The sequence below is a fragment of the Thermus oshimai DSM 12092 genome (genome assembly GCF_000373145.1).
GTDB classification, from domain to species: domain Bacteria; phylum Deinococcota; class Deinococci; order Deinococcales; family Thermaceae; genus Thermus; species Thermus oshimai.
Map to the genome: position 1 here is coordinate 1 of NZ_KB890623.1, position 25,433 is coordinate 25,433.

At 68.8% G+C, this 25,433-nt stretch carries 28 protein-coding genes, 1 other RNA gene and 1 riboswitch; of the genes, 17 read left to right on the forward strand and 12 right to left on the reverse strand.

From position 1 onward, the window contains the following. The 4 genes from B043_RS13500 to B043_RS0110965 all read left to right on the forward strand — a co-directional run. On the forward strand, positions 1-245 hold a 245-nt coding region (locus B043_RS13500; RefSeq protein WP_018462020.1), incomplete at its 5' end, for a transposase. A gap of 25 nt (positions 246-270) precedes the next feature. Then, on the forward strand, positions 271-987 hold the full coding sequence (locus B043_RS0110955; protein ID WP_245538913.1) for an ABC transporter substrate-binding protein: 717 nt from the start codon (positions 271-273) through the stop codon (positions 985-987). A 110-nt stretch (positions 988-1,097) separates the two neighbouring features. Beyond that, positions 1,098-1,883, forward strand: a complete 786-nt coding sequence (locus B043_RS0110960; protein ID WP_026234248.1) for an amino acid ABC transporter permease — start codon at positions 1,098-1,100, stop codon at positions 1,881-1,883. A gap of 27 nt (positions 1,884-1,910) precedes the next feature. Next, positions 1,911-4,499: a valine--tRNA ligase gene (locus B043_RS0110965; RefSeq protein WP_018462023.1), complete on the forward strand. Its 2,589-nt coding sequence runs from the start codon at positions 1,911-1,913 to the stop codon at positions 4,497-4,499. On the opposite strand, the gene B043_RS0110970 is transcribed toward B043_RS0110965, so the two are convergent. From B043_RS0110970 to trpC, 5 genes are read right to left on the reverse strand one after another with little or no spacing between them, the layout of a single operon-like run. After that, positions 4,483-5,046 (reverse strand): DUF6812 domain-containing protein, encoded by a 564-nt coding sequence (locus tag B043_RS0110970; protein WP_018462024.1) that lies wholly within the window; start codon positions 5,044-5,046, stop codon positions 4,483-4,485. The genes B043_RS0110965 and B043_RS0110970 overlap by 17 nt on opposite strands. After that, a complete protein-coding gene (locus B043_RS0110975; protein ID WP_018462025.1) occupies positions 5,030-6,997 on the reverse strand; it encodes a single-stranded-DNA-specific exonuclease RecJ in 1,968 nt (655 codons plus the stop codon). Before B043_RS0110975 ends, B043_RS0110970 begins: the two co-directional genes overlap by 17 nt. Further along, entirely contained in the window at positions 6,994-7,308 is a 315-nt protein-coding gene (locus B043_RS0110980) for a LapA family protein (RefSeq protein WP_018462026.1), read from the reverse strand. Before B043_RS0110980 ends, B043_RS0110975 begins: the two co-directional genes overlap by 4 nt. After that, positions 7,305-8,003 carry a 1-(5-phosphoribosyl)-5-[(5-phosphoribosylamino)methylideneamino]imidazole-4-carboxamide isomerase gene (gene hisA / locus B043_RS0110985; protein ID WP_018462027.1) on the reverse strand — a complete coding sequence of 233 codons (699 nt, stop codon included), beginning with the start codon at positions 8,001-8,003 and terminating at the stop codon, positions 7,305-7,307. The genes B043_RS0110980 and hisA overlap by 4 nt, the downstream gene beginning before the upstream one ends. Before the next feature lie 9 nt (positions 8,004-8,012). After that, complete coding sequence (gene trpC, locus B043_RS0110990) at positions 8,013-8,780, reverse strand: indole-3-glycerol phosphate synthase TrpC (protein ID WP_018462028.1); 768 nt, start codon at positions 8,778-8,780, stop codon at positions 8,013-8,015. A 17-nt stretch (positions 8,781-8,797) separates the two neighbouring features. Here trpC and B043_RS0110995 point away from each other — a divergent pair, with 17 nt between their 5' ends. Genes B043_RS0110995 through B043_RS0111005 form a run of 3 tightly spaced genes read left to right on the forward strand, consistent with a single transcriptional unit; the run spans position 8,798 to position 10,744 of the window. Continuing rightward, positions 8,798-9,403 carry a PIN domain-containing protein gene (locus tag B043_RS0110995; RefSeq protein ID WP_018462029.1) on the forward strand — a complete coding sequence of 202 codons (606 nt, stop codon included), beginning with the start codon at positions 8,798-8,800 and terminating at the stop codon, positions 9,401-9,403. A gap of 45 nt (positions 9,404-9,448) precedes the next feature. Next, on the forward strand, positions 9,449-9,859 hold the full coding sequence (locus B043_RS0111000) for a helix-turn-helix domain-containing protein (RefSeq protein WP_016329411.1): 411 nt from the start codon (positions 9,449-9,451) through the stop codon (positions 9,857-9,859). A 36-nt stretch (positions 9,860-9,895) separates the two neighbouring features. Then, positions 9,896-10,744, forward strand: coding sequence for a patatin-like phospholipase family protein (locus tag B043_RS0111005; RefSeq protein ID WP_016329410.1), 849 nt, complete (start codon positions 9,896-9,898; stop codon positions 10,742-10,744). Here B043_RS0111005 and B043_RS0111010 read toward each other — a convergent pair. Continuing rightward, complete coding sequence (locus tag B043_RS0111010) at positions 10,665-11,108, reverse strand: hypothetical protein (RefSeq protein ID WP_018462032.1); 444 nt, start codon at positions 11,106-11,108, stop codon at positions 10,665-10,667. The two genes, B043_RS0111005 and B043_RS0111010, sit on opposite strands and share 80 nt — an antisense overlap. 52 nt (positions 11,109-11,160) lie before the next feature. Here B043_RS0111010 and B043_RS0111015 point away from each other — a divergent pair, with 52 nt between their 5' ends. Genes B043_RS0111015 through B043_RS0111030 form a run of 4 tightly spaced genes read left to right on the forward strand, consistent with a single transcriptional unit; the run spans position 11,161 to position 14,957 of the window. Further along, entirely contained in the window at positions 11,161-12,261 is a 1,101-nt protein-coding gene (locus B043_RS0111015) for an acyl-CoA dehydrogenase family protein (protein WP_018462033.1), read from the forward strand. Next, on the forward strand, positions 12,246-13,400 hold the full coding sequence (locus tag B043_RS0111020; RefSeq protein ID WP_018462034.1) for a thiolase family protein: 1,155 nt from the start codon (positions 12,246-12,248) through the stop codon (positions 13,398-13,400). The genes B043_RS0111015 and B043_RS0111020 overlap by 16 nt, the downstream gene beginning before the upstream one ends. A gap of 11 nt (positions 13,401-13,411) precedes the next feature. Then, positions 13,412-14,140: an SDR family NAD(P)-dependent oxidoreductase gene (locus B043_RS0111025; protein ID WP_018462035.1), complete on the forward strand. Its 729-nt coding sequence runs from the start codon at positions 13,412-13,414 to the stop codon at positions 14,138-14,140. After that, positions 14,112-14,957 carry a CoA transferase gene (locus tag B043_RS0111030; protein WP_018462036.1) on the forward strand — a complete coding sequence of 282 codons (846 nt, stop codon included), beginning with the start codon at positions 14,112-14,114 and terminating at the stop codon, positions 14,955-14,957. The genes B043_RS0111025 and B043_RS0111030 overlap by 29 nt, the downstream gene beginning before the upstream one ends. 26 nt (positions 14,958-14,983) lie before the next feature. Here the strand turns inward: B043_RS0111030 and secD are convergent, their stop codons facing one another. From secD to rimP, 6 genes are all read right to left on the reverse strand, one after another. Further along, positions 14,984-17,191: a protein translocase subunit SecD gene (secD, locus tag B043_RS0111035; protein ID WP_018462037.1), complete on the reverse strand. Its 2,208-nt coding sequence runs from the start codon at positions 17,189-17,191 to the stop codon at positions 14,984-14,986. Positions 17,192-17,256: 65 nt separating this feature from the next. After that, positions 17,257-17,523 (reverse strand): hypothetical protein, encoded by a 267-nt coding sequence (locus tag B043_RS0111040; protein WP_016329403.1) that lies wholly within the window; start codon positions 17,521-17,523, stop codon positions 17,257-17,259. 20 nt (positions 17,524-17,543) lie between these two features. After that, positions 17,544-19,259 carry a translation initiation factor IF-2 gene (infB, locus tag B043_RS0111045; protein ID WP_018462038.1) on the reverse strand — a complete coding sequence of 572 codons (1,716 nt, stop codon included), beginning with the start codon at positions 19,257-19,259 and terminating at the stop codon, positions 17,544-17,546. Next, entirely contained in the window at positions 19,165-19,503 is a 339-nt protein-coding gene (locus B043_RS12720) for a YlxR family protein (protein ID WP_081593783.1), read from the reverse strand. The genes infB and B043_RS12720 overlap by 95 nt, the downstream gene beginning before the upstream one ends. Next, entirely contained in the window at positions 19,500-20,663 is a 1,164-nt protein-coding gene (gene nusA / locus B043_RS0111050; RefSeq protein ID WP_016329401.1) for a transcription termination factor NusA, read from the reverse strand. Before nusA ends, B043_RS12720 begins: the two co-directional genes overlap by 4 nt. Before the next feature lie 10 nt (positions 20,664-20,673). Then, entirely contained in the window at positions 20,674-21,099 is a 426-nt protein-coding gene (gene rimP / locus B043_RS0111055; RefSeq protein WP_026234249.1) for a ribosome maturation factor RimP, read from the reverse strand. A gap of 157 nt (positions 21,100-21,256) precedes the next feature. On the opposite strand from rimP, the gene ssrA reads away from it, so the two are divergent. From ssrA to B043_RS0111080, 6 genes are all read left to right on the forward strand, one after another. Then, positions 21,257-21,605: a transfer-messenger RNA gene (gene ssrA / locus B043_RS12725) on the forward strand. 61 nt (positions 21,606-21,666) lie between these two features. Continuing rightward, complete coding sequence (locus tag B043_RS0111060; RefSeq protein ID WP_038037140.1) at positions 21,667-21,903, forward strand: ribbon-helix-helix domain-containing protein; 237 nt, start codon at positions 21,667-21,669, stop codon at positions 21,901-21,903. Further along, positions 21,890-22,321, forward strand: coding sequence for a type II toxin-antitoxin system VapC family toxin (locus B043_RS0111065; RefSeq protein WP_018462041.1), 432 nt, complete (start codon positions 21,890-21,892; stop codon positions 22,319-22,321). The genes B043_RS0111060 and B043_RS0111065 overlap by 14 nt, the downstream gene beginning before the upstream one ends. Before the next feature lie 30 nt (positions 22,322-22,351). Next, positions 22,352-22,473, forward strand: a riboswitch (FMN riboswitch). A 3-nt stretch (positions 22,474-22,476) separates the two neighbouring features. Continuing rightward, the gene (gene ribD / locus B043_RS0111070) at positions 22,477-23,607 is read left to right on the forward strand and encodes a bifunctional diaminohydroxyphosphoribosylaminopyrimidine deaminase/5-amino-6-(5-phosphoribosylamino)uracil reductase RibD (RefSeq protein WP_018462042.1); all 1,131 of its coding nucleotides are present in this window, start codon (positions 22,477-22,479) and stop codon (positions 23,605-23,607) included. After that, positions 23,608-24,195, forward strand: a complete 588-nt coding sequence (locus B043_RS0111075; protein ID WP_018462043.1) for a riboflavin synthase — start codon at positions 23,608-23,610, stop codon at positions 24,193-24,195. Next, on the forward strand, positions 24,192-25,391 hold the full coding sequence (locus B043_RS0111080; protein WP_018462044.1) for a bifunctional 3,4-dihydroxy-2-butanone-4-phosphate synthase/GTP cyclohydrolase II: 1,200 nt from the start codon (positions 24,192-24,194) through the stop codon (positions 25,389-25,391). The genes B043_RS0111075 and B043_RS0111080 overlap by 4 nt, the downstream gene beginning before the upstream one ends. The last annotated feature ends 42 nt before the right edge of the window (positions 25,392-25,433 follow it).

The window sequence follows — 25,433 nt, forward strand, 5'->3', positions numbered from 1 at the left end:
CTGGGCGGTTGGAGGTACCGGAGGGGATCCGCTTGGTCTTTCTGCCACCTTACAGTCCTGAGCTGCAACCGGCGGAGCGGGTGTGGCCGTTGGTGAACGAGGCGGTGGCCAACCGGTACTTTGCGACCCTGGAGGAGATGATGGGGGTGGTGGCCGAGCGGTGCCGGACCCTTGAGGAGGACCCAGCCACGGTGCGCAGGCATACCCTCTTTCACTGGTGGCCTAGGGTGAAGGAATCTACGTAAAGGGGTATTAGCCCTCGGCCTGGCCCTGGGCCAGGTGCGCACCCTGGACCAGATCAAGCGTTCCGGGGAGATCCGCATCGGCACGGAAGGGGCTTTCCCCCCCTTCAACTACTTTGACGAGAAGAACCAGCTCACGGGCTTTGAAATAGACCTGGGGAACGCCATCGCCCAAAAGCTCGGCCTCAAGCCCCGCTGGATCGCCCAGTCCTTTGACACCCTCCTCATCCAGCTCAACCAGGGGCGGTTTGACTTCGTCATCGCCTCCCACGGCATCACCGAGGAGCGGGCCAAGGCCGTGGACTTCACCAACCCCCACTACTGCACGGGCGGGATCATCGTGAGCAAGAAGGGCGGCCCCAAGACGGCCAAGGACCTCCAGGGCAAGGTGGTGGGGGTCCAGGTGGGCACCACCTACATGGAGGCCGCCCAGAAGATCCCCGGGGTGAAGGAGGTCCGCACCTACCAGAAGGACCCCGACGCCCTCCAGGACCTCCTGGCGGGCCGTCTGGACGCCTGGATCACCGACCGCTTCGTGGCCAAGGAGGCCATCAAGGAGAGGAAGCTGGAGGGCACCTTGCAGCTTGGGGAGCTGGTCTTCCAGGAGAAGGTGGCCATGGCGGTGGCCAAGGGGAACAAGACCGTCCTGGAGGCCCTCAACAAGGCCCTTTCCGACCTCATGAAAGACGGCACCTACGCCAGGATCAGCGGGAAGTGGTTCGGGGAGGACGTGCGGTGCCGGTAAAGGCCCCTTAGGCCGTTGGGGGTGCCCACCGAGGGCACCCCTCCTTTGAGCACCCCGAAGGCGCCTTCGGCCTCGTTTGGTAGATCTCAATGGGAAAGCACCTCGCTGGCATGCGCCCCTTGCGCTGGCTTCTCTTCCTTGGGCTCCTGGTTCTGGGGTACCTGGGGCTTTTCGCCCTGTTGGGCCTTCTCCTGGAACGCTACTTCCTCCTCACGGGTTTCGGCCCCGAGCGGGCGGCCTCCGCCGCGGGGGCCATGGCTTTAGGGGCGGAGATCACCCTGAAGCTCACCCTCATCTCGGGGCTCGCCGGGCTCATCATCGGGGTCTTCGCGGGGATGTTCCGCCTGTCCTCGAGGCCCTGGGTGCGCCTCCCCGCCACCTTCTACATCTGGGTGACCCGGGGCACCCCCCTGCTCGTCCAGATCCTCTTCGCCTACAACGCCCTCCCCCTCCTCCTGAGGCCCCTCTGGCCCGAGGCCCAGGCCGTCCTCACCCCCTACTGGGCGGCCTTCATCGCCCTTTCCTTCAACGTGGGGGCCTACAACGCGGAGGTGGTGCGGGCCGGCATCCAGGCCATCCCCCGGGGGCAGTGGGAGGCCGCCTGGTCCTTGGGGCTCTCCCCGGTGGACACCCTGCGCTTCGTCATCCTCCCCCAGGCCCTGAGGATCGTGGTCCCCCCCCTGGTGAACAACGTGGTGGCCCTCCTCAAGGACTCCTCCCTGGCCAGCGTCATCACCCTGGCGGAGCTTTCCCTTTCGGGGCAACGGGTCATCTCCGCCACCTTCCGCCCGGTGGAGGTCTACCTGGCCGTGGCCGCCATCTACCTCCTCCTCACCACCGTCCTCACCTTCTTCACCAACGCCTTGGAAAGGCGGCTCAAGGTGGCGGGCCGCTAGGGCCTTTGGGTAAAGTAGGAGACCAGGATGGACCTACCCAAGGCCTACGATCCCCAAACCGTGGAGCCCAAATGGGCCCGGCGCTGGGCGGAGCGCCCCTTCGTGGCGGACCCCAAAAGCGGCAAGACCCCCTTCGTCATCTTCATGCCCCCGCCCAACGTCACCGGCTCCCTGCACATGGGCCACGCCCTGGACAACACCCTCCAGGATGCCCTCATCCGCTACAAGCGCATGCGGGGCTATGAGGCGGTCTGGCTCCCCGGCACGGACCACGCCGGGATCGCCACCCAGGTGGTGGTGGAAAGGCTCCTCCTCAAGGAGGGCAAGACCCGCCACGACCTGGGCCGGGAGGAGTTTTTAAAACGGGTCTGGCGGTGGAAGGAGGAGTCCGGGGGGCGGATCCTGGAGCAGCTCAAGCGGCTTGGGGCCAGCGCCGACTGGAGCCGGGAGGCCTTCACCATGGACGAAAAGCGCTCCCGGGCGGTGCGCTACGCCTTCAGCCGCTACTACCACGAGGGCCTGGCCTACCGGGCCCCCCGCCTGGTGAACTGGTGCCCCCGGTGCGAGACCACCCTCTCGGACCTGGAGGTGGAGACCGAGCCCACCCCGGGCCGGCTCTACACCCTCCGCTACGAGGTGGAGGGGGGCGAGGCCATCGCCATCGCCACCGTGCGCCCGGAGACGGTCTTCGCCGACCAGGCCATCGCCGTCCACCCGGAGGACGAGCGCTACCGTCACCTCATCGGGAAGAAGGCGCGCATCCCCCTCACGGGGATCTGGATCCCCATCCTGGCCGACGCTGCGGTGGAAAAGGAGTTCGGCACCGGGGCCCTCAAGGTCACCCCCGCCCACGACCCCCTGGACTACGAGATCGGCGAGCGGCACGGCCTGGAGCCGGTTTCGGTCATCGACCTTTCGGGGCGCATGGTGGGGGAGAGGGTGCCTGAGCCCTTGAGGGGCCTGGACCGCTTTGAGGCCCGGAAGAAGGCGGTGGAGCTCTTCCGGGAGGCGGGCCACCTCCTCAAGGAGGAGGAGTACACCATCGGCATGGCCGCCTGCTCCCGCTGCGGCACCCCCATTGAGTACGCCATCTTCCCCCAGTGGTGGCTTTCCATGCGCCCCCTGGCGGAGAAGGTGATCGGGGGCCTCGAGCGGGGGGAGATCGCCTTCGTGCCCGAGCGCTGGAAGAAGGTCAACCTGGACTGGCTCAAAAACGTCCGGGACTGGAACATCTCCCGCCAGCTCTGGTGGGGGCACCAGATCCCCGCCTGGTACTGCGGGGACTGCGGGGGGGTGACCGTGCCCCTCCCCGAGCGCTACCTGGAAGACCCCACCCACTGCGCCCACTGCGGAAGCGCAAACCTCAAGCGGGATGAGGACGTCTTTGACACCTGGTTCTCCTCTGCCCTCTGGCCCCTTTCCACCCTGGGCTGGCCCGAGGAGACGGAGGACCTGAAGGCCTTCTACCCCGGGGATGTCTTGGTCTCGGGGTACGACATCCTCTTCCTCTGGGTTTCCCGCATGGAGGTCTCGGGCTACCACTTCCGGGGGGAGAGGCCCTTCAAGACCGTCCTCCTCCACGGCCTGGTCCTGGACGAGAAGGGGCAGAAGATGTCCAAGTCCAAGGGGAACGTCATTGACCCCTTGGAGATGGTGGAGCGCTACGGGGCCGACGCCCTCCGCTTCGCCCTGGCCTACCTGGCCACGGGGGGGCAGGACATCCGGCTGGACCCCCGCTGGCTGGAGATGGCCCGGAACTTCGCCAACAAGCTCTACAACGCCGCCCGCTTCGTCCTCCTGGCCCGGGAGGGCTTCCGGGCTGAAGGGGACGAGCCCACCCTGGCCGACCGCTGGATGACGAGCCGCCTGGCCCGGGGGGTGCGGGAGGTCACCGCCCTCTACGAGGCCTTGGACCTGGCCCAGGCGGCCCGGGCGGTGTACGAGCTGGTTTGGAGCGAGTTCTGTGACTGGTACCTGGAGGCCAGCAAACCGGCCCTTAGGGCAGGGAACGCCCACACCCTAAGGACCCTGGAAGGGGCCCTGGAGACCCTCCTCAAGCTCCTCCACCCCTTCATGCCCTTCCTCACCAGCGAGCTCCACCAGGCCCTCACCGGGCGGGAGGAGCTCGCCCTGGAGCCCTGGCCCGAGGCGGGGGGGGAGGACCTTGAGGCCGAGGCCCGCTTCGAGGCCTTGAGGCAGGCCGTCACGGGGGTGCGGGCCCTCCGCGCGGAGGCCGGGCTTGCGCCGGGCCAGGAGGTGCGGGTCCACCTGGAGGGGGAGGTGGGGCCGGTGCTGGAGAACCTGGAGGTCTTCCGCTTCCTGGCCCGGGCGGAGCTTATTTCGGAAAAGCCCGAAAGGGCCCTGGTGCGGGCCGAGCCCAAGATCACGGTGCGCATGCCCCTGGAGGGGCTTTTGGACGTGGCGGTCTGGAAGGCCCGCCAGGAGAAGCGCCTGAAGGAGCTCCTCGCCTTGGCGGAGCGGAGCGAAAAGAAGCTTTCCGCCCCCGGCTTCCGGGAAAAGGCCCCGAAAGAGGTGGTGGAGGCGGAGGAGGCGAGGCTTAGGGAGAACCTGGACCAGATCCGCCGCATCCGGGAGGCCCTCAGCCAAATAGGGTGAGCCGGGGGTCGTGCCCCTCCCCGGGGGCCTCGGCGATGGCCTCGGCCTCCCGCAGGTTCACGGTCACGAAGGGGAAGCGCTCCAGGGGGGCGAGGTCCACGATGGGCCGGTCCGGCAGTAGGAGGTAAAGCCCCGCCTCCAAGAGGGTCTGGAAGGGCTTGGTCTGGGAAAGGTAGTCCGAAAGCCTCACCCCCTTGGGCACCTGGAGCCGCCCGGAGAGGAGGTAGTCCCCGAAGAGAAAGGCGAGGCGTCGCTCTTCCAAGAGGGCGGGGCTGGTGCGGGGTTGGGCGGGTTTGCCCCCCGCCACCCACTGGATCCTTTCCTTGCGTAGGGCGAGGAAGCCCGTGCTCCCCTTGAGCTCCCCCGCCTCCGGGGGGTGGCGGAAGCCCGGGGTGTAGATGAGGGCCCCGGTTACGGGCAGGTAGAGCTTTTCCCCGTTCAGGAGGTCCGCGGTGCCGGTGCCTGGCACCAGGTGGATCAGGCCGTAGATCCGGTAGGCCTGGGTGTAGATGCGGGCCTCGAGGGCCTCCCTAGGTTGCCTGTACACGCTTCACCTCCCAGTACCGCGCCAAGGCCTCGCTGAAAAGCCCTGCGTGGGGCAGGTCGTAGGCCAAAAGGAGCCTTCGGATGAGGGCCTGGGCCAAGGGGTCTTTTTCCCCTAAGAGCCGGGCCCGGCTCTCCCGCCCCAGGGCCACCCGCACCCCCTCCCGCCTTGCGGGGTAGGGGGGAAGGCCGAGCCAGAGCCCTGCGCGCTCGGGAGGCTCCAGGCGGAAGCCCTGGGCCCGGGCGTAGGCCAGGCCCTCGGGGTTCTCCTCGGGGACGTAGACCCCTTCCCCCAGCCGGGCCCGCCCTAGGGCCTCGGGGAGGGGGATGGGGTGGGCCCAGGCCTCCCCCTCCGCCCAAAGGGCCTCTTCCTCGAGGAAGGCCGCCACCTGGGCCTCATAGCTCACGGTGCCGTTCCAGCGGTTTTCCGTGAGGAGGACCGCGGCCCCCACCCTGCCCTTAAGGGCCCGTTCCCCCTGCCGCCAGGCCACCGCCCGCACCCCCTCTACCCGGAAGGCCAGGTGCCGGCCCTCCCCCAGGGTGCGCACCTCCTCCGCCTCTCCCGAGAGGAGGAAGAGGGGCTCGGGGTTCCCCGGCCCGAAGGGCTCCAGGGCCTCCAGGGCCCGGTGGAGGGCGGGGAGTTCGGAAAGGGGAGGGAGGGGCCCCAGGACCTCCACCTCCTTAAGGGGCGCGGGGTGGCGGGCGGCGTAGGCCTGGATCCTCCGCTTGAACTCGGGGAAGAGGGCCTCGTCCAGGGCAAAGCCTGCGGCCTCCCGGTGCCCGCCGAAGCGCTTTAAGAGGTCCGCCGCCTCCCTCAGGGCCCCCACCGCGCTCACCGGGGGCAGGCTCCGCACGCTCCCCTTCCCCCCCGCCACCAGGAAGACCGGGCGGAGGGTGGCCTCGAGGATCCGGCTCGCCACGATGCCCATGACCCCGGGGTGGCCTTCCTCGTCCAGGAGGACGATGGCTGGCTCCTCGGGGTCCGCCTGGGGGAGGAGGCGGGCCAGCATCTCCTCCTCTATGCGCTGGCGCTGGCTGTTGAGGCGGTGGAGTTCGGCCACCAGGGCCTCCGCCTCCCTCTCGTCCTCGGTAAGGAGGAGCCTTAAGGCTACCTCCGCCTGGCCCAGGCGGCTTGCCGCGTTGATGCGGGGGGCGATGCGGAAGGCCACCTCCACCGCCTTCCCCGTGAACCCCACCGCCTCCGCCAGGGCCCTTAGGCCCACGTGGGCCGAGGCCTTAAGGCGAAGGAGGCCTTCCCTCACCAGGGCCCGGTTCCAGCCCGTAAGGGGGGCCACGTCGGCCACCGTGCCCACCGCGGCCAGGTCGGCCATGGGGAGGGGCGGGGGAAGGCCCAGGCGCTCGTGGAGGGCCCAGAGGAGGAGGAAGGCCACCCCGGCCCCCGTGGGGTGCTCCCCGAGCCCAGGGGAGAGGGCGGGGTGGACCAGGACGCCTGGGGGGAGGGTGGGGCCTGGGGTGTGGTGGTCCGTGACCAGGACCTCCACCCCGTTTTCCACAAGCTCGGCGAGTTCCGCCACGTTGGCGATGCCGCAATCCACGGTGACGAAGACCTCCGCGGCCTCCAGGTGCTCGGGCACCCGTTCGGGCAGGACCCCATACCCCTCCTCCAGCCGGTGGGGGATGAAGGGGTGGACCTCGGCCCCTAAGGCCCTTAGGCCCTTGAGGAGGATGGCCGTGCCCGTGAGCCCGTCCGCGTCGTAGTCCCCGTGGATGCGGATGCGCTTTCCTTCCCGGATGGCCCGCTCCAGGAGGGCCGCTCCTTCCTCCAGGCCCTTCAGGGGGAGGCGGTATAGGGGAGGGGTAAGGTCCTCAGGGGCCCTAAAGCCCCGGAGGAGGTAGGCGAGGGCGGCCTCCGGCCCCACCCCGAAGCGGACCATGGCCTCCCGCCAGGCCTCCACGGGGGGGAGGGGGGTAAAGCGCCAGCGAAGGCGGCTCATGCCTCGTCCCGGTCGGGGATGCGGGGGATCTCCTCAATCCGCGCCCGCTTCAGGGCGTTCACCTCCTCCTGCAGGCGGCGGATCTCCCGGAGGAGCCCCCGCTTTTCCCCGTAGGCCTTGAGGGAAAAGGCCAGGGCGTAAAGCCCCGAGAGGAGAAGGCCCAGGGCGTAGGCCGCAGGGAGGGCCAGGCTCAGGGGCCAGGGGCCGAAGGGGGTGGGGAGGTCCAGAAAGGGCAGGGCCAGGTGGAGGTAGAGGGCAAACCCCCCCACCAGGAGGCTTGTGAGGAGAAGGAGCCAGTGGAGGAGGTTCACCCCGCCCTCCTTAAGCTGACCCGTCCCTCGTAGAGGGCTTTGCCCAAAAGGGCCCCCTCCACCCCCAAGGCCTTTAGGCCCTCCAGGTCCTCGGGGCTTCCAATCCCGCCCCCTACGATGAGCTCGTGGGGCCAGGCCGCCCGCACCTGGGCCACCACCTCCAGGTCCAGCCCTTTCAGGGTTCCGTCCCGGCGCACGTCGGTGTAGATCACCGTCCTCACCCCCATCCCTGCCCAGCGCCCCAGGAGGTCCAAGGCGGAAAGGGGGACCTCCTCCTGCCAGCCCGAGACCACCACCCTAAGCCCCCGGGCGTCCAGGGCCAGGGCCAGCCGCTTGGGGCCAGCCAGGGCCAGCATCCTTTCCAGGAGGCCAGGGTCCTTCACCGCCACCGTGCCCACCACGGCCCGGTGGGCCCCAAGGTCCAGAACTTCTTGTAGAGTTTCCAGAGAGCGGATCCCGCCCCCCACCTGGAAGGGGATCCGGAGGTGCCGGGCGATGGTGCGGAGGGCTTCCCGGTTGTCCCCCCGGCCCAGGGCCCGGTCCAGGTCCACCAGGTGGAGGAGGTCCGCCCCTTCCTCCTGCCAGCGCAAGGCGGCCTCCAGGGGGTCCCCGTAGACCGTGGCCGCCTCGGGGCGCCCCTCGTAGAGGCGCACGGCCTTTCCCCCCAGGAGGTCCACCGCGGGGATCAGCTTCATGGGCCTATCCTAAACCCCGCTGAGAAGCCCCTTCAAGGCGCCTTCTAGGTCCTTTGCTTCCATGAGGCTTGTACCGATGAGGACCGCGTCAAAAAGCCCCTCCAGCGCCCTTAGCTCCTCCCCCGTGCGGTAGCCCGACTCGGCCACCAGGATGCCGGAAAACCCCCGCTTCCGGGCCAGGCGACCCAGGCGGGGGGCGGTGGTGAGGTCTATGGCGAGGGTGTGGAGGTCGCGGTTGTTCACCCCTAGGATCTCCGCCCCGGCCTCGAGGGCCACCTCCAGCTCCCGTTCCGTGTGCACCTCCACCAGGGCGTCCAGGCCCACCCTCCGCGCCTCTTCCAGGTAGGCCCCCGTCTCTTCCCCCAGGAGGGCCACGATGAGGAGGGCGGCGCTGGCCCCGAAGGCCCGGGCCTCCTCCAGCATGAAGGGGTCCACCGCGAAGTCCTTGCGCAGGAGGGGAAGGCCCGCCCCCCGGGCCCGCACCAGGTCTTCCAGGCTCCCTCCGAACCAGTGGGGCTCGGTGAGGACGCTTAGGGCCCTGGCCCCGCCCCGGGCGTAGGCCAAGGCGGCCTCCAGGGGGTCCACCTCGCGGATGGGCCCTTGGGAGGGGCTTTTCTTCTTGATCTCCGCGATGACGGAAAGGCCGGGGCCCAAAAGGGCTTCCCGGAAGGAGGGTACGGGGGGCGGAGGGGGCAGAGGGTAGGGGCGCACCTCGGCGAGCCTTTTCCGGGCGATCTCCCCTAGGACCCCGGGCACCTTCTTAAGGTCGGGCCGCATGGGGCTATTGTAAGTCCATGGGGCTTCCCAGAGTCCTGTTCCTGGATGCCTGTGTCCTTTACCCCGCCCAGATCCGGGACATCTTTGTGGAACTGGCCTTGGAGGGGGTGGTGCGCCTCAAGTGGAGCGTTGAGGTGCAGGAGGAGTGGCTCAGGCGCCTTTTGGAGGATAGGCCACATCTTTCCGAGGAACAGAGGGCACGCTTGCGGCAAACGCCAGGGAAGATGGCGGAGGCGTTGGCGGCCCAGGAACCCCTAGTGGAGGGGTACGAGTTCCTCATAGGGCAGGTTTCCTTGCCCGATCCCCACGACGCTCATGTGGTGGCTGCCGCTTTTCACGGTGGGGCGGAGGCCATACTCACTTTCAACCTGGCCGATTTCCCTGAGGAAACCCTAGGGCGTTTTGATCTTTCCGCATGGCACCCCGATGAGTATCTGGTGGAGCTAGCCGAAGGCCTAATCCGGCATAACGCCTTACCGGAACCCTTGCTTTCCGCCCTTAAGCGGATCCGGGAACGCCTTAAGAATCCGCCTCTGGATCCCGAAGGCTATATTCGCGCCTTGGAGCGAGCCGGCCTGGGAAGGTTTGCCGCCCTACTCCGTTCCTTCAGGCCCCACCTCTAACCGGTCTTGCGTTTATTTCGTTTGTCTGCTACCCTACAGGCAGGTATGCGGCCTGTTCAGCTGACCCCCGAACTTCAGGAAGAAGCCCGGGCGCTTCTTGGAGGGTTGCGCCCAGGGGCCTTTCTGCGGGTGGATCAAACCATCATCCCCTTAACCCCCGGGTTGGCGGGGCTATTGCGGGAGCTCCTGGAGCCTCTCTTGGCGGGCCAGCCGGTGGTCCTGGTGCCCCTCGAGGCCGAGCTCACCACCCAAGAGGCCGCGGACCTTCTCGGGGTGTCCCGTCCCTACCTCATCCAGCTCTTGGAAAGGGGAGAGATCCCCTACCGCAAGGTGGGGACCCACCGTCGGATCAAGGCCGCCGACCTTCTGGCCTACCAGGAGCGGAGCAAGGCGCGGGGGCGCCGCATCCTGGACGAGCTGGTGGAGGAGGCCCAGGAGCTCGGCCTCGGGTACTGAGGGCTTGGAGCCTGCCCTTCGGGGTAGGCTTTCGCTATGCGGGGTGTTGCTCTGGCCCTGGGCGGGGGCGGCGTGCGCGGCTACGCCCACCTGGGGGTTCTTAAGGTCCTGGAGGAGGCCGGGATTCCCATCCGCGCCCTTTCGGGAAGCTCCGCGGGGGCCCTGGCCGCCGCGGCCTGGGCCTTCGGCCACAAGGACCCCTTCCGCATCCAGGAGGCCATCTTTGACCAGGAGGTGGCCGCCCTGAAGAAGGCGGGAAGCCTCAGGGCCCTGGCCCGCCTTTTCACCGCCCTGCGAAGGCCCCACCTGGTGGGCTGGGAGCGGGTGGAGGCGGGGCTTAGGGCGCTTTTCGGAGAGGCCCGTCTGGAGGAAAGCCCCATCCCCTTGGCCCTCCAGGCCGCGGACCTCCTCACGGGGGAGGGGGTGGTCTTGAGGGAAGGCCCGGTGTGGCGGGCGGTGCTGGCCAGCATGGCCATCCCCGGCCTCTTCCCCCCGGTGGAGTGGGAAGGCCGCCTCCTGGTGGACGGGGACGTGGCGGAGAAGGTGCCCGTGCGGGCTGCCAAGGCCCTCTTCCCCAGGGTGGTGGCGGTGGACGTGTCCAACCCGCCCCCCAAGGAGGGGCCAAGGACGGCCCTCGAGGCCGCCCTCCTGGCGGGGGAGGCAAGCCGGAGAAGGCTTAAGGAGGAGGCCCTAAAGGAGGCGGACCTGGTCCTCCGCCTGGACCCCCCTGCCCCCATAGACACCTTTGACCACGAGAAGCTCCCTTTGGTCTACCGGCTGGGCCAGGAGCGGGCCCGGGCCCGGCTTAAGGAGATCCAGGCCCTGGCCCGCCCCCGCTTCCGGGACTTCCTTGGGGCCTGGCGAGGGCGGCCTCCGCGGACCTGAGCACCCGGAGGAAAAAGCCGCCCCCGAGGAGGAGGAGAAAAAGCCCCTCGGGCCTCAGGAGAAGGCCCATCACCCCCAGGAAGAAGAACCCCGCCCCCCCAAGCCCCACGGCCACCAAGGGGGCGGAGGGGCCCTCCTCCCTCAGGCCCCCCTGGACCCAAAGCGCCACCCCCCCTAGGCCCAGGAGGGCGAGGCCCCAAAGGAAGGGGTGGCCCCGGGCCGGGAGGAGGGGCAGGAGGAGCAGGAGGACCAGGCCGTGGAGGGAAAGGAGCCCTAAGGCGTAGGCCCGAAGCCCCCTTCGCCTCTCCTCTAGGGGGGCTTTGGGGTCCGGCAGGGCCTTTAGGGCAGGGAAGAGGCGCCTCACCAGGGCCCAGTTTAGCCCAGGATGGGGGTATACTCCCTTCGTGGAAGCCCAAGTGCGGGCGCTCGCCCGGCGGTTCGCCCGGGAGCGGATCCTGCCCCAAGCGGCCCACTGGGACCGGGAGGCCCGCTTCCCCTGGCCCCTGTTCCGGGAGGCGGCGGGGCTGGGGTTTCCCGTCCTGGTGGTCCCCGAGGCCCTGGGGGGGGTGGGGCTCGGCCCGGTGGCCCTGGTGGGGGTGGCGGAGGAGCTGGGCTACGCCTGCACGGGCATCGCCGCGGCGCTCCTCCTCAACAACCTGGTGGCCGATGCCCTCATCCTTTCGGGAAGCCCCTACGCGACAGGGTTCCTCCCCCGCCTTAGGGCGGAGGTGGCCAGCTACGCCCTCACCGAGCCCCAGGCGGGCTCGGATGTGGCCGCCTTAAGAACCCGGGCCGAGCCCGTGCCGGGGGGGTACCGGCTTTGGGGGCGGAAGACCTGGATCAGCCACGCCCCTGAGGCCGCGTTCTTCCTGGTCTTTGCCCGGCTGGGGGAGGGGCGGGAGGGCATCGCCCTCTTCCTGGTGGAGCGGGAACGGGGGGTGGAGGTGGGCGCCCCCCTGCCTAAGCTGGGCCAGAAGGCCTCTTCCGCGGCGGAGGTCCACCTGGAAGGGGTTTTCGTACCCGAGGAGGCCCTCCTCACCCGGGAGGGCTTCCGGCTGGCCATGCGGGTCTTTAACCGCTCCCGGCCCATGGTGGCGGGGCTGGCCCTGGGCCTTTTGGGTCGCGCCCTGGACGAGGCCTTGGCCTACGCCAACCTGCGGGAGGCCTTCGGCAAGCCCCTTTGGGAGCACCAGGGGGTGGGGTTCAAGCTGGCGGAGATGGCCATGGACCTCGAGGCCCTCCGCCTTTTGGCCCTGAGGGCCGCGGAGCTGGCGGAAAAAGGGGAGCCCAACGCCCTGGAGGCCGCGGCGGCCAAGGCCCTGGCCGCGGACGCCGCCCTAAGGGGCGCGGTGGAGGCGGTCCAGATCTTCGGGGCCAACGGCTACAGCGAGGAGTACCCCGTGGCCAAGCTCTACCGGGACGCCAAGGTGCTCCAGATCTACGAGGGCACGGGGGAGATCCAGAGGCTCATCGTGCTGAGGGAGCTTTTGAGGAGGCGGGGATGGGAGAAGCGGTGATCCTCGAGGCGGTGCGCACCCCCATCGGCAAGCGGAACGGGGCCCTTAGGGCCTGGCGGCCCGACGCCCTCTACGCCCAGGTGCTGGACGCCCTCTTGGAGCGGACGGGGATAGACCCGGGCCTGGTGGAGGACGTGGTCACGGGCTGCGTGACCCAGGTGGGGGAGCAGGGGGCCAACGTGGGGCGGCTTGGGGTCCTCCTCTCCCGCCTTCCCAAGGAGGTCCCCGCGGTCTCCTTAAACCGCATGTGCGGCTCCAGCCAGCAGGCGGTGCACTTCGCCGCCCAGGCCATCGCCGCCGGGGATATGGCCTTCGCCGTCGCGGGGGGCGTGGAGAGCATGACCCGGGTGCCCATGTTCTCGGACATCGGGGGCGGCTTCGGGACCCTAAACCCCGAGCTCTTCCGCCGGTATGAGCTCGTCCACCAGGGGGAGAGCGCGGAGAGGATCGCCAGGAAGTACGGCTTTTCCCGGGAAGAGCTGGACCGGTGGGGCCTCCTCTCCCACCGGCGGGCCGCCTTAGCCACGGAGCGGGGCTACTTCCGCCCCCAGATGGTGCCCCTAGAGGGCCTGGACGGGGAGGGCCGGCCCTTCCTCCTCACCTGGGACGAGGGGATCCGCCCGGACGCGAGCCTGGACCGGATGCTCGCCCTCAAGCCCGCCTTCCGGGAGGACGGGGTGGTGACCGCAGGGAATAGCAGCCAGATCTCCGACGGGGCCGCGGCCCTCCTCCTGGGGGAGCGGGAAAAGGCCGAGGCCTTGGGGCTTAAGCCCAGGGCCCGCTTCCTGGCCCGGGTGGTGGTGGCGGGGGACCCCACCCTCCAGCTCCTCGAGGTCATCCCCGCGGCCCGGAAGGCCCTGGAAAGGGCCGGGCTTTCCTTCAAAGACCTAGACGTCATCGAGGTCAACGAGGCCTTCGCCAGCGTGGTCCTGGCCTTTTTGGCGGAGACGGGGGCTGACCCCGAGCGGGTGAACCCCTTGGGAGGCGCCATTGCCCACGGCCACCCCTTAGGGGCCACGGGGGCGGTGCTCATGACCAAGCTCCTCTACGAGCTGGAAAGGCGGGGCGGGGAGTTCGGCCTCCAGGTGATGTGCATCGGCCACGGCCAGGCCACGGCCACGGTGATCCAAAGGATCTAGGGGGGACGGGTATGGAGCGGAGCGCCTTGGTCACGGGTGGGGCCTCGGGGCTTGGGCGGGCGGCCGCCTTGGCCCTGAAGGCCAGGGGCTTCCGGGTGGTGGTGCTGGACCTCAAGCGGGGCCCGGACGACCTCCTCTACGTGGAGGGGAGCGTTGCCGAGGAGGAGGACGTGAGGCGGGCGGTGGAAAGGGCGGTGGGGGAGGCCCCCCTCTTCGCCTTGGTGAACGCCGCGGGGGTGGCCCACGCGGAGAGGGTCCTCACCCGGGAGGGCCCCCATGGCCTCGCCGCCTTCCGGAGGGTCCTCGAGGTCAACCTCCTCGGCACCTTCAACGCCCTGCGCCTGGCCGCCTGGGCCATGCGGGAAAACCCGCCGGACGCCGAGGGCCAGCGGGGGGTCATCGTCAACACCGCCAGCGTGGCCGCCTACGAGGGCCAGGTCGGCCAGGCGGCCTACGCCGCCAGCAAGGCGGGGGTGGTGGGCCTCACCCTGCCCGTGGCCCGGGAGCTCGCCGAGTGGGGCATCCGGGTGGTGACCGTGGCCCCCGGGGTCTTCGCCACCCCCATGCTCCAGGGGCTTCCCGAGAAGGTCCAGGAGGCCCTGGCCGCCCAGGTGCCCTTTCCCAAGCGCCTGGGCCGACCGGAGGAGTACGCCGCTCTGGTCCTCCACATTCTGGAAAACCCCATGCTGAACGGGGAGGTGATCCGGCTGGATGGGGCCCTCCGCCTTCCCCCCCGGTAGGGTCCTGGACCTCACCCGCCTTCTCCCGGGGCCCTTGGCGGGGCGGTTCCTCCTCAGGCTTGGCTTTCCCGTGCTCAAGCTGGAGCCCCCAGGGGGCGACCCCCTCGCCTCCCTCGCCCCCGAGGCCTACCGCTTCCTGAACGAGGGCAAGCGGGTGGAGGTCCTGGACCTCAAGGGGGAGGCGGGCCGGCGCCGCCTCCTCGCCCTGGTGCGGGAAAGCGCCCTCCTCTTGGAGGCCAACCGCCCCGGGGTTATGGAGCGGCTGGGGGTGGGGCCGGAGGTCCTCCTCCGGGAGAACCCCCGGCTGGTCTACGTGCGCCTTAGGGGGTACCCGGATGGCCCCGACCCCGGCCACGACCTCACCTACCTGGCGGAGGCGGGCCTCCTCGAGCGCTTCCCCTGGCGGGCCTTCCAGTTCGCCGACCTGGCGGGGGCCTTGGCCCTGGCCCTCACCGCCTTGAAGGGCCTCCTCTTGGGCGGGGGGTTCTACGAGGTGGCCCTTTCCGAGGCGGTGAAGGCGCTCGCCTACCCGCCCATCCCCTTCCTGGACGGCTCCGTCCTCTGCTACGGGGTCTACCCCGCCCAGGAGGGCAGGGTGGCCCTGGCGGCCCTCGAGCCCCACCTCTGGGCCCGCTTCTGCGAAAGGGCGGGCCTGCCTGAGCTCCTGGACGCGGCCTTTTCCCCCGCCCAGGAGGGAAACCCTGCTTACCGGAGGCTATGCGCCTTCTTCGGGGAGAGGGAGGCGGAGGCCCTGGAGGCCTGGGCCAGGCGGGAGGGGCTCCCCTTAAGGCGGGTCAAAACCCCCAAGGACCCCTAAAGGGTCCTGGGGGGCGGAAAAGGCCTTTAGGCGGGTTTTTTCACCCGGGCCTCCCGGAAGCTCCGCCAGAAGACCACCAGGGCCGAGACCACGTAGATGGAGCTGTAGGTCCCCACGAAGATGCCCACCAGGATGGCCAGAGAGAAGTCCCTCAGGACGCTTCCCCCGAGGAAGAGGAGGGCGATGATGGGGAGCAGGGTGGTGAGGCTCGTCATCACCGTGCGGGAGAGGGTCTGGTTGATGGAGCGGTTCACCACCTCCCTAAAGGGCACCCCCCTCAGGAGCTTCTGGTTCTCCCGGATCCGGTCCGAAACCACGATGGTGTCGTTGATGGAGTAGCCCACGATGGTGAGGAGGGCGGCGATGGTGGGGATGGAGAACTCCAGGCCGAGGAGGCTGTACATCCCCGCCACGATGGCCACGTCGTGGGCCACCGCTAGGACGCTCGCCACCCCGAAGGTCCAGTCAAAGCGGAAGGCCACGTAGATGAGGATGAGGCCAAGCCCCACCAGCACCGCCTTGACCGCGTTTTGCCGAAGCTCGGCCCCGATGGCCGGCCCCACGGTCTCCGAGGTGAGGACCTGGGCCTTAAGCCCCTCGGCCAGGAGGCGCTCAAGCTCCAGCCGCTTTTCGTCGGAGAGGGGCGGGAGCTTTAGGGCGTACTCCCGGTAGTCCGCCGCCGGGGCCTGGACCTGGGTGATCACCGCCTCTTTGGCGGGGAAGCCCCTCTCCTCCAGGAAGCGCCTTAGGGTGTCCACCCCCACCTCGGGGCCCGTCCTCAGGGTGAAGGCGGTGCCCCCGGTGAAGTCAATGCTGTAGTTGAAGCCCTTGGTGAAGACCACCCCTGCGGCCAGGAGGGCCAGGAGGAGGGAGGCCAGGGTGATGAAGCGGGCCGGGCCCATGAAGTTGAAGCGGGGGTTCACCAGCCACATGGGCGGGCGGATCTCCCCCCGCTCGGCCATCCTCTCCAGGAGGTAGCGGCTGAAGACCAGGTTGGAGAAGACGCTGGCCACCACCCCGATGGCCAGGATCACCGCAAAGCCCCGCACCGGGCCGGTGGCGTACTGGTAGAGGGCGGCCGCGGCCAGTAGGTGGGCCGCGTTCACGTCCAGGATGGTGAGGGTGGAGTGCTTGAACCCCTCGGGGATGGCCTGGCGGAACTTTTTCCCCGCCCGGAGCTCCTCCTTGATGCGCTCAAAGGAGAGCACGTTCCCGTCCACCGCCGCGCCCAGGGTGAGGACCAGGCCCGCGATGCCGGGGAGGGTCAGGGTGGCCCCAAGCCCCGAGAGGAGGCCCAGGATGAGCACCGAGGTGTAGATGAGGCCCAAGGAGGCCACCAGGCCGAGGCTTGGGCCGTAGTAGGCGAGGATGAGGAGGAAGATGGCCAGGGTGCCGATGAGGGCGGAGCGGATGCCCGCCTGGATGGCGTCCTGGCCCAGGGTGGGGCCGATAGCCCGGATCTCGGCCACCTTCAGGGGCACCGGCAGGGAGCCGGAGCGGAGGACCAAGGCGATCTCGCTGGCCTCCTCCAGGCCGGAAAGCCCCTCGATCACCGCCTGGCCCCCGGTGATGGCCTGGCGGATCACGGGGGCGGTGTAGACCTTACCGTCCAGGACGATGGCCAGCTGCTTGCCCACGTTGGCCCGGGTGACCTCCTCAAACTTCTTGGCCCCTTCCGGGGTGAAGGTGAGGGAGACCTGGGGGCGGCCGAACTGGTCAAAGACCGCCCGGGCGTCCGCCAGGTCGGCCCCCGTGAGGAGGGGCGGCCCTAGGTCTTCGGGCTTGATGAGGTCCTTTTCCAGCTCCTCCCGCTTGAGCCTGGGGTTTTCCCGAAGGGCCTGGTTGATCTGGGCCACGGTGGTGCCCGTGGCCCCCTCCTTGAGGATGCGGAACTCCAAGACGGCCCGCTGCCCGATGAGCTTCAGGGCGCGGTCCTGGTCTGCCTGAGAGAGGCCCGGGAGCTCCACCACGATGCGCTTCTGCCCCTGGATCTGGATGAGGGGCTCGGCCACCCCCAGGGCGTTGATGCGGTTTTCCAGGACGGTCCGGGCCTTTTCCAGGTCGTCCAGGGTGGGGTTTTCCACGTCGGCCTCGAGGAGGATCCTTAAGCCCCCCTTGAGGTCCAGCCCCAGGCGGATTTTGGGCTCCTGAGGAGCCCAAGGTTTCCAGAAAAACAGCAGGGAAAGGAGGAAAAGTCCTAGGAGAAAGAGTCCACTCCAAACCTTTGGTTTCATGCACCACCTCGCTCTTCTTTGCCAAAACCCTTAACGCCGATGGCCTGTTGGGGTGGGGGAGGGCCCTACCCCCCGTCCATCTGCAGCCGGGCGTAGAGGAGGTGGAGCCGTCTTCCCGGGGGCGGGCTTGGGGGTGGGCGTAGGGGCGAGGGGAGGGGTGTGGAGAAGAGGAGGGCCAGGGGGCGCTGGGGGGGAAGGGAAGGGGAAAGGAGGGGATGGCCCCGGTCCTCCTTGAGGACCAGGTAGGGCCCCCCCAGGAGGAGCCCCACCTCCCCCTGGGCCTGGGGCTGGGGCCAGTCCACCCCCTGGCCCAATAGGGCCAGAAGGGCCAAGAGCTTTAAGGCACCTAGCCTCAGGCGGGCACCTCCACCATCTGGAAGGCCTCGATGATGTCCCCTTCCTGGAAGTCGTCAAAGCCCTCGAGGCCGATCCCGCACTCGTACCCCTGGGCCACCTCGCGCACGTCCTCCTTGAAGCGCTTGAGGCTGGCCATCTTCCCCTTCCAGATCTCCTGGCCCTTGCGCAGGACCCGGACCTCCGCGTTCCTTAGGATGCGGCCTTGGGTCACCATGCACCCCGCCACCTGCTTCCCTCCGGGCAGGCGGAAGATGGCCCGCACCTCGGCCCGGCCCAGGACCTCCTCCTTGTACTGGGGCTCCTTCTGCCCCTTCACCATGGCCCGCACCTCGTCGATGAGGTCGTAGATGATGCGGAAGGTCTTGAGGAGGACCCCCTTTTGCTCGGCGATCTTCTTCACCGAGCCCGGGGGGGTGACCCCAAAGGCCAGGATGGCCGCGTGGGCGGTCTGGGCCAGGAGGATGTCGGACTCCGTGGGGGCCCCCACCTGGGCCAGGAGGACGTTGATCTTCACCTCCTCCGTGCTCTCCTTGGCCAGGATGTGCTGGATGGCCTCCAAAGAGCCCTGGGTGTCCGCCCGCAGGATGAGGTTCACCTCCTTCTTCCCCTCCTCCTGCATGGCCTTCAGGAGGTCGGCCATGGTCCTGGGGCGGCGGGCCTGGGCCTCCTCCTCCTGGGCGCGGCGGGCTTCTTTTCGCTCCTCGGCGATCTCCTTGGCCGCCTCCAGGTCCGGCACCCACTCCACCACCTCCCCCGCCTGGGGGAGCTCCTGGAAGCCCAGGACCTGGACCGCGCTCCCAGGCCCCGCCTCCTTCCTCTGGTTGCTGTCCGCGTCGGTCATGGCCCGGATGCGCCCGTACGCCTCCCCGGCCACCACGTAGTCCCCCACGCGGAAGGTGCCCTCCTGGACCAGCATGTTCACCAGGATGCCCGCCTGCTTGTCCAGCCGGGACTCCAGGATGACCCCCCTGGGCTCGGCCTCGGGGTCGGCCCGGAGGTCCTCCAGCTCCGCCAGGAGGAGGATCATCTCCAGGAGGTCGTCCACGCCCTTGCCGGTCTTGGCGCTGATGGGCACCACGATGGCCTCCCCCCCGTACTCCTCGGGGACGAACCCCCGCTCCATGAGCTGCCGCTTCACCCGCTCGGGGTCGGCCTGGGGCAGGTCCATCTTGTTGATGGCGAAGATCATCTTGGCCCCGGCGGCCTTGGCGTGGGCGATGGCCTCGTCCGTCTGGGGCATGATGCCGTCGTCCGCGGCGATGACGATCACCGCGATGTCCGCCACCCTGGCCCCCCGCTGGCGGATGCTGGTGAAGGCCTCGTGGCCGGGGGTGTCGATGAAGACCACCGTGCCCCCGGGGGTTTTCACCTCAAAGGCGCCCACGTGCTGGGTGATGCCCCCCGCCTCCTTCTCGGCGATGCGGCTTTTGCGCAGGTAGTCCAGGAGGGTGGTCTTCCCGTGGTCCACGTGGCCCATGATGACCACCACGGGGGGGCGCTTGGGGAGGTTTTTCCTCCGTTCCTCCTCCGCCAGCTTTTCCTGTAGGCCCCGCTGTTCCCTAACGAGCTCCCGCACCGCCTCCGCGTCCTTCTCCTCGAGGGTGGAGGCGTGGGACTTATAGCTCACCCCCATCTGGGAAAGGAGCTCCAGGAGCTCCTGGTTTTCCATGCCCAGCTCCTTGGCCAGCTGGTAAATCCGTACTTTCGCCATCCTTACCTCCTAACAGGGCGTTTAGGGCCTCGCTTAAGGCCTTGGCCCTGGCCCCAGCGAAGCGCCTGAGCTTTTTTTCCGACCAGCACTCCGGGGTGTCGGGGCAGACGTAGGCCCCCCGGCCCGGTGCTTTTCCGCTTGGGTCCAGGAAGAACCCTTCGGGCGTGAGAAGGATGCGCAGAAGCTCCCCCTTGGGCCGCCTTCGCCGGCAGGCTACGCACATCCTTACGGGGACGTGCTTCATGTGAGGTCACGGAAGAGCTTCTCAAAGGCCTCCCGGCCCTTCTTCTCCCGGGCTTCCTCCTCCTCCTCGGCCGCGCGGCGCAGGGCCTCGTCCAGGTCGGAGATCTCCGCTTCCTCAAACTGGATCTCGTAGCCGGTGAGCTTGGAGGCCAGGCGTACGTTCTGCCCCTGGGCCCCGATGGCCAGGGAGTGCTGGTCCTTGCTCACCTTGACCCGGGCCACTTTCTTCTCGGGATCCAGCTCAATGGAGCCCACCTGGGCGGGGGAGAGGGCGTTCCTTATGAACTCCTTGGGGTCTTTGGACCAGAGGATGATGTCCACCTTTTCCCGGCCAAGCTCCGCGGACACCGCCTGGATCCTTTGCCCCTTGTGGCCGATGCAGGCCCCGATGGGGTCCACGTTGGGGTTGTGGCTGGTCACCGCCACCTTGCTCCGGCGGCCGGGCTCGCGGGCGATGGCCTTGACCTCCACGATGCCCTCGGCGATCTCCGGCACTTCCTGCTTGAGGAGGTGCTCCAAAAGCTTCTCGTGGGCCCGGCTCACCAGAAGGGAAGGCCCCTTGGCGGAGCGGTCCACCTTCTTGAGGTAGACCTTGATGCGCTGCCCCGGATGGTACTTCTCCGTGGGGATCTGCTCTGCCTTGGGCAGGTAGGCCTCCCCCCGGCCCAGCTCCACGAAGACGTTGCCCCGGTTGTCCACCCGGGTGACCACCCCGGTGAGGACCTGGCCCTCCTTGTCCTTGTACTCGTTGTAGATGCGGTTGCGCTCGGACTCCTTGAGGCGCTGGGTGAGCATCTGCCTCAGTTCCTGGATGGCCATCCGGGAAAGGCCCTCGGGGTCTATGGGGAACTCCATCTCGTCCCCCACCTGGACCTCGGGGTCGTACTGCAGGGCGTCCGCGAGGGCGATCTCCTTGTCGGGGTCCTCCACCTTCTCCACCACGGTGCGGACCTCCACCATCTCAATGCGGCCCGTCTGGGGGTCAATGTAGACGTCCACCACGGGCCCCTTGCCCTCGTCTATGTCCTCTTTTCTAAGCCCCTTTTGCCGCTTGAGGTAGGCCTTGCGCAGGGCCTCCTTAAACGCTTCCAGGACCTCTTCCGTGCTGACCCCCCGTTCCAGGGCCAGCTGCTGCATGGCTTCCATGAACTCCCGGTTCATCCTTCCCCCTTTATCTTGGCTCCTCAGGCCATTCGGCGAGGTGGGCGCGGAAGGTGCCGATCTTGAGCGCCTTTTCCTCCCCACCGACCCCAAAGACCACCACGTCCTCTTCCACCCTCAGGATGCGCCCCGTGAAGGTTTCCTCTCCCTGGACCTTGGCCTTAAGGCCCTGGAAGCGCTCAAAGTGGCGGCGGGTAAGGAGGGGGCGCTTGGGCCCGGGGGATTCCACCAAGAGCCGGTAGCTTCCGGGGATGGGGTCCTCCCGGTCCAGGAGGACCTCTATGGCCCGGCTGGCCTGCTCCAGGTCGGCCACGGTGATGGGCCGCTCGTCCTTGCGCTCCAGCCGCACCAGAAACTCCCCCCGGCCCAGATGGACCTCGAGGACCTCCAGGCCCAAGGGCTCCACCGCTTCCTTCACCAGCTGCCAAAGGTCCACCGGCACCTCCCCACCTCCCTTCACAAAGGAAGGGTGGGCTGAGCCCACCCCCCTCCCTTGGGAGCACTGCCCCTAGTTTACACCGCCCTGCCCCTTGACTACAACCCCTTTAGTCCCCTATACTCAAGCTTGGTCGGTCCAAGCCCGGCCCACACATGGGGGTGAACGGTCTCGACGGGGGTCGCCGAGGGCGAGCCTGCGCGCCGAGGTGCGGGTGGCCTCGTTAAAACCCGCAAACCCACAAAGGCCAACAAGCCTGCTTACGCGCTCGCGGCCTAATCGCCGCGCCCTCGCCTGGAAGCCCCGCCGGTGGCTCGCCAGCGCGGGGACACAAAACCGGCTAGCCTGGGGCCACGCCCTCTAACCCTGGGCGAAACCTAAGGGGGCTTGCCCCTGGCCGCCCGTCCGCGGGCCAAGCCAGGGGGACACCTGAAACGCGGACTACGCGCGTAGACGGCCGCTGTAGGGACCTTCGGACGGGGGTTCAACTCCCCCCACCTCCACCAAAAAGGCGCCCAAGGCCCTGGGCGCCTCGCCTTTTTCCACCACGGCATGTACCATGACCTTATGGAGAGGGCCACGTTTTACCTTCCTAAGGAGCTGAAGCGCCTTCTCGCCCTTCGCGCCAGAAGGGAAGGCCGCTCCCAGGGGGAAATCATCAGGGAGGCTCTGGCCCGCTATCTGGCCCGCCCGGAGTCCAAGTCTCTGGGGGCGGGTGAGGACGTTGAGGTTTCGGGGAGAACCGCGGAGGCCTGGTTGGAAGCCGCATGGCAGGGGGAGCAGGACGGCCGTGCCCGTAAATAGCTGGGTTCTGGTCTTGGATACCTCTGCCCTTTTTGCCTGGATCAACAAAAAGGATCCCGATCATCCTTGGGTTAGGCACCATCTGGAAAACTTCCCTGGAGACCTACTTTTTCCCATTCCCTTGCTTTCGGAGGTTGGGTATCTTGTGGAAAGGCGCATGGGGGTAGGCGTCCTGGCCCGCTTTTTGGAAGACCTCGAGGCGGGTTTTTTCGTGGGCTATTGGGACCCGGCGATCCTCCCCCAGGTTCGTCGTCTGGTTTTGCGGTACCAGGACCTTCCCCTGGGGTTTGCTGATGCCTACGTGGCCGTTACGGCTCTCGTTCAGGAAGCGCCCGTGGTGACCCTAGACCACCACTTTCTCGTTTTGGCCCGGGGAGAGGGGCTAACCGTGCTCCACCCGGACATTCCTCCCCCTTAAACCTGCTAAAGTGGGCTTGGTGCCTTTAGGCACCTCCTTCGGGGCGGGGTGGAAGTCCCCACCGGCGGTGAAAGCCCGCGAAGCCCCCCTAGGGGCCCGACCCGGTGGAACTCCGGGGCCGACGGTGAAAGTCCGGATGGGAGAAGGAGGGCCGCTTGGATCTGGACGAGCGTTTCCTTAGGCGCGCGCTGCAGCTTGCGGAACGTGGCCGGGGCCACACCCACCCCAACCCCCTGGTGGGGGCGGTGGTGGTGAAGGGGGGCCGGGTGGTGGGGGAGGGGTTCCACCCCAGGGCGGGCCTCCCCCACGCGGAGGTCTACGCCCTGGAGGAGGCGGGGCCGGAGGCCAGGGGGGCCACGGTCTACGTCACCCTCGAGCCCTGCAACCACTTGGGCCGCACCCCCCCTTGCAGCCTGGCCCTCCTCCAGGCGGGGGTGGCCCGGGTGGTGGTGGCCGCCCGGGACCCGAACCCTGTGGCGGCGGGGGGCCTGGAGCGCCTCAAGGGGGCGGGGGTACAGGTGGAGGCCGGGCTTCTAGAGGAGGAGGCCAGGCTCCAGAACGAGGTCTTCTTCACCGTGCAGAGGAAAGGCCTCCCCTTCGTCCTCCTCAAGATGGCCCTCACCCTGGACGGGCGGGCGGCCGCCCCTGGGGGGGATGCCCGCTGGATCTCCTCCCCGGAAAGCCGCCGGGTGGCCCACGCCTACCGCCAGTGGCTCCCCGCCCTTCTCGTGGGGGTGGGGACGGTCCTCCAGGACGACCCCCACCTCACCGTGCGCGACCCCGACTTCCGCCCCTTCCCCCACATGCTGGAGCCTCCGCCCCTCAGGGACCCCTGGAAGGTGGTCCTGGACACCGAGGCCCGCACCCCCCCTACCGCGCGCCTCTTCCGCCCCGGGCCCAGGGGGGAGGCCCCTAAGGTCCTCATCCTGGCGGGGGCGGGGGCCCCGAAGGACCGGCTTAAGGCCTTGGAGGCCGCGGGGGCGGAGGTGGCCGAGCTTCCCCGGGAAGGGGGAAGGGTCTCCCTGGAGGGGGCGTTGGCCTTCCTCCTGGAGCGGGGGTTGGACGGGGTCTTGGTGGAAGGGGGCCCCAAGGTGGCGGGGGCCTTGGTGGAACGGGGCCTGGTGGACAAGTACGCGCTTTTCCTCGCCCCCAAGCTCCTTGGGGAGGGGCGGGGGGCGCTGGAGGGCTTGGCGGTGGAAAAGGTGGCCGAGGCCAAGGGGCTCCGCCTGGCCCGGGTGGAGCGGCTGGGGGGGGACCTTTGGCTCGAGGCCTACCCGGAGGGGTGAATGTTCACGGGACTGGTGGAGGAAACGGGCGAGATCCTAAAGGTGGAGGAGGGCCCCTTCCTGAAGGTGAGGATCGGGGCCAAGGAGGTGCTTTCCGACCTCAAGGTGGGGGACTCGGTGGCCGTGGACGGGGTCTGCCTCACCGCGGTGGCGGTGGACGGGGAGGGGTTTTGGGTGGAGCTCGCCCAGGAAACCCTCCGCCGCACCGCCCCCACCTGGCGGGTGGGCCACCGGCCCAACCTGGAGCGGGCCCTAAAGGTGGGGGACCGGCTTGGGGGGCACTTCGTCACCGGGCACGTGGACGGGGTGGCGGAGCTGGTGGAGGTCCGCGAGGCCCCCGGGGCCAAGGACTACTTCTTCCGCGCGCCCCAGGGCCTTCGCCGCTACATCGCGGAGAAGGGGAGCGTGGCCCTAAACGGGGTTTCCCTCACCGTGGCCGGGCTTTTCCCGGAAGGGTTTTGGGTTACCCTCATCCCCCACACCCTGGCGGTCACCAACCTGGGGGCCCTAAGGGTGGGGGAGGGGGCGAACCTGGAGGTGGACCTCATCGCCCGGTATCTGGAACGGCTCATGAAGGGAGCGGAATGAACAGGCTAGCCACCACCCAAGAACTTTTGGAGGAGCTCCGCCAGGGCCGCCCGGTGATCCTGGTGGACGACGAGGACCGGGAGAACGAGGGCGACCTCATCATGGCCGCGGAGCACGTCAGCCCGGAGTGGGTGAACTTCATGCTGAAGGAGTGCCGGGGCCTCCTCTGCGTGGCCCTCACGGAGGAGAGGGCGAGGGCCTTGGACCTAAAGCCCATGGTGGAGAAGAACCAAGACCCCCAGGGCACCCTCTTCACCGTGAGCGTGGACGCCAAGGGGGTGACCACGGGGATCTCGGCCTACGAGCGGGCGGCCACCATCCGCCTCCTCGCCGACCCTGAGGCCACCTCCCAGGACTTCCGCCGCCCCGGGCACATCTTCCCCCTCATCGCCCGGCCTGGAGGGGTGTTGCGCCGCGCCGGGCACACGGAGGCCACGGTGGACCTGTTGCGCCTTGCGGGCCTTACCCCCGTGGGGAGCCTCATTGAGATCCTGAAGGAGGACGGGACCATGGCCCGCCTCCCCGACCTCCTGGAGTTTGCCGGGCGCCACGGACTCAAGGTGGGGACCATCGCCGACCTCATCCGCCACCGGCTGGAGCGGGGGGACCTCTACGTGCGGCGCGAGGCCGAGGCCCTTCTCCCCACCCGCTTCGGGGAGTTCCGCATCCTGGCCTACCGGGACACCCTCACGGGGGAGGAGCACGCCGCCTTGGTCATGGGCGCCTGGGAGGCGGAGGAGCCCGTTTTGGTGCGCATGCACTCCGAGTGCCTCACGGGGGATGCCCTCCACTCCCTACGCTGCGACTGCGGCTTCCAGCGGGACCTGGCCCTGGAGAAGATCGCCCAGGAGGGGAAGGGGGTTCTCGTGTACCTCCGGCAGGAGGGCCGAGGGATTGGCCTGGTGAACAAGATCCGGGCCTACCACCTCCAGGACCAGGGGCTGGACACGGTGGAGGCCAACCTGGCCCTGGGCTTCCCCCCGGACCTCCGGGACTACGGGGTGGGGGCCCAGATCCTCTACGACCTGGGGGTGCGCAAGATGCGCCTCCTCACCAACAACCCCCGCAAGGTGAAGGCCCTTTCCGGCTTCGGGATTGAGATCGTGGAGCGCGTCCCCTTGAGGGCCGGGGACAACCCCCACAACGAGCGCTACCTCCAGGCCAAGAAGGAGAAGCTGGGGCACTGGATGGATTAGGCACCCCCCCAAAGGTGGGGGGGCCAAGAGGGGCTACAGACC

Coding starts and splice junctions, on each gene's coding strand:
- B043_RS0110960 (WP_026234248.1), top strand. CDS start 1,098: ATGCGCCCCTTGCGCTGGCTTCTCTTCCTTGGGCTCCTGGTTCTGGGG.
- B043_RS0110965 (WP_018462023.1), top strand. CDS start 1,911: ATGGACCTACCCAAGGCCTACGATCCCCAAACCGTGGAGCCCAAATGG.
- B043_RS0110975 (WP_018462025.1), bottom strand. CDS start 6,997: ATGAGCCGCCTTCGCTGGCGCTTTACCCCCCTCCCCCCCGTGGAGGCC.
- hisA (WP_018462027.1), bottom strand. CDS start 8,003: ATGAAGCTGATCCCCGCGGTGGACCTCCTGGGGGGAAAGGCCGTGCGC.
- trpC (WP_018462028.1), bottom strand. CDS start 8,780: ATGCGGCCCGACCTTAAGAAGGTGCCCGGGGTCCTAGGGGAGATCGCC.
- B043_RS0110995 (WP_018462029.1), top strand. CDS start 8,798: ATGGGGCTTCCCAGAGTCCTGTTCCTGGATGCCTGTGTCCTTTACCCC.
- B043_RS0111000 (WP_016329411.1), top strand. CDS start 9,449: ATGCGGCCTGTTCAGCTGACCCCCGAACTTCAGGAAGAAGCCCGGGCG.
- B043_RS0111005 (WP_016329410.1), top strand. CDS start 9,896: ATGCGGGGTGTTGCTCTGGCCCTGGGCGGGGGCGGCGTGCGCGGCTAC.
- B043_RS0111020 (WP_018462034.1), top strand. CDS start 12,246: ATGGGAGAAGCGGTGATCCTCGAGGCGGTGCGCACCCCCATCGGCAAG.
- B043_RS0111025 (WP_018462035.1), top strand. CDS start 13,412: ATGGAGCGGAGCGCCTTGGTCACGGGTGGGGCCTCGGGGCTTGGGCGG.
- B043_RS0111030 (WP_018462036.1), top strand. CDS start 14,112: ATGGGGCCCTCCGCCTTCCCCCCCGGTAGGGTCCTGGACCTCACCCGC.
- secD (WP_018462037.1), bottom strand. CDS start 17,191: ATGAAACCAAAGGTTTGGAGTGGACTCTTTCTCCTAGGACTTTTCCTC.
- infB (WP_018462038.1), bottom strand. CDS start 19,259: ATGGCGAAAGTACGGATTTACCAGCTGGCCAAGGAGCTGGGCATGGAA.
- B043_RS12720 (WP_081593783.1), bottom strand. CDS start 19,503: ATGAAGCACGTCCCCGTAAGGATGTGCGTAGCCTGCCGGCGAAGGCGG.
- nusA (WP_016329401.1), bottom strand. CDS start 20,663: ATGAACCGGGAGTTCATGGAAGCCATGCAGCAGCTGGCCCTGGAACGG.
- B043_RS0111060 (WP_038037140.1), top strand. CDS start 21,667: ATGGAGAGGGCCACGTTTTACCTTCCTAAGGAGCTGAAGCGCCTTCTC.
- B043_RS0111075 (WP_018462043.1), top strand. CDS start 23,608: ATGTTCACGGGACTGGTGGAGGAAACGGGCGAGATCCTAAAGGTGGAG.
- B043_RS0111080 (WP_018462044.1), top strand. CDS start 24,192: ATGAACAGGCTAGCCACCACCCAAGAACTTTTGGAGGAGCTCCGCCAG.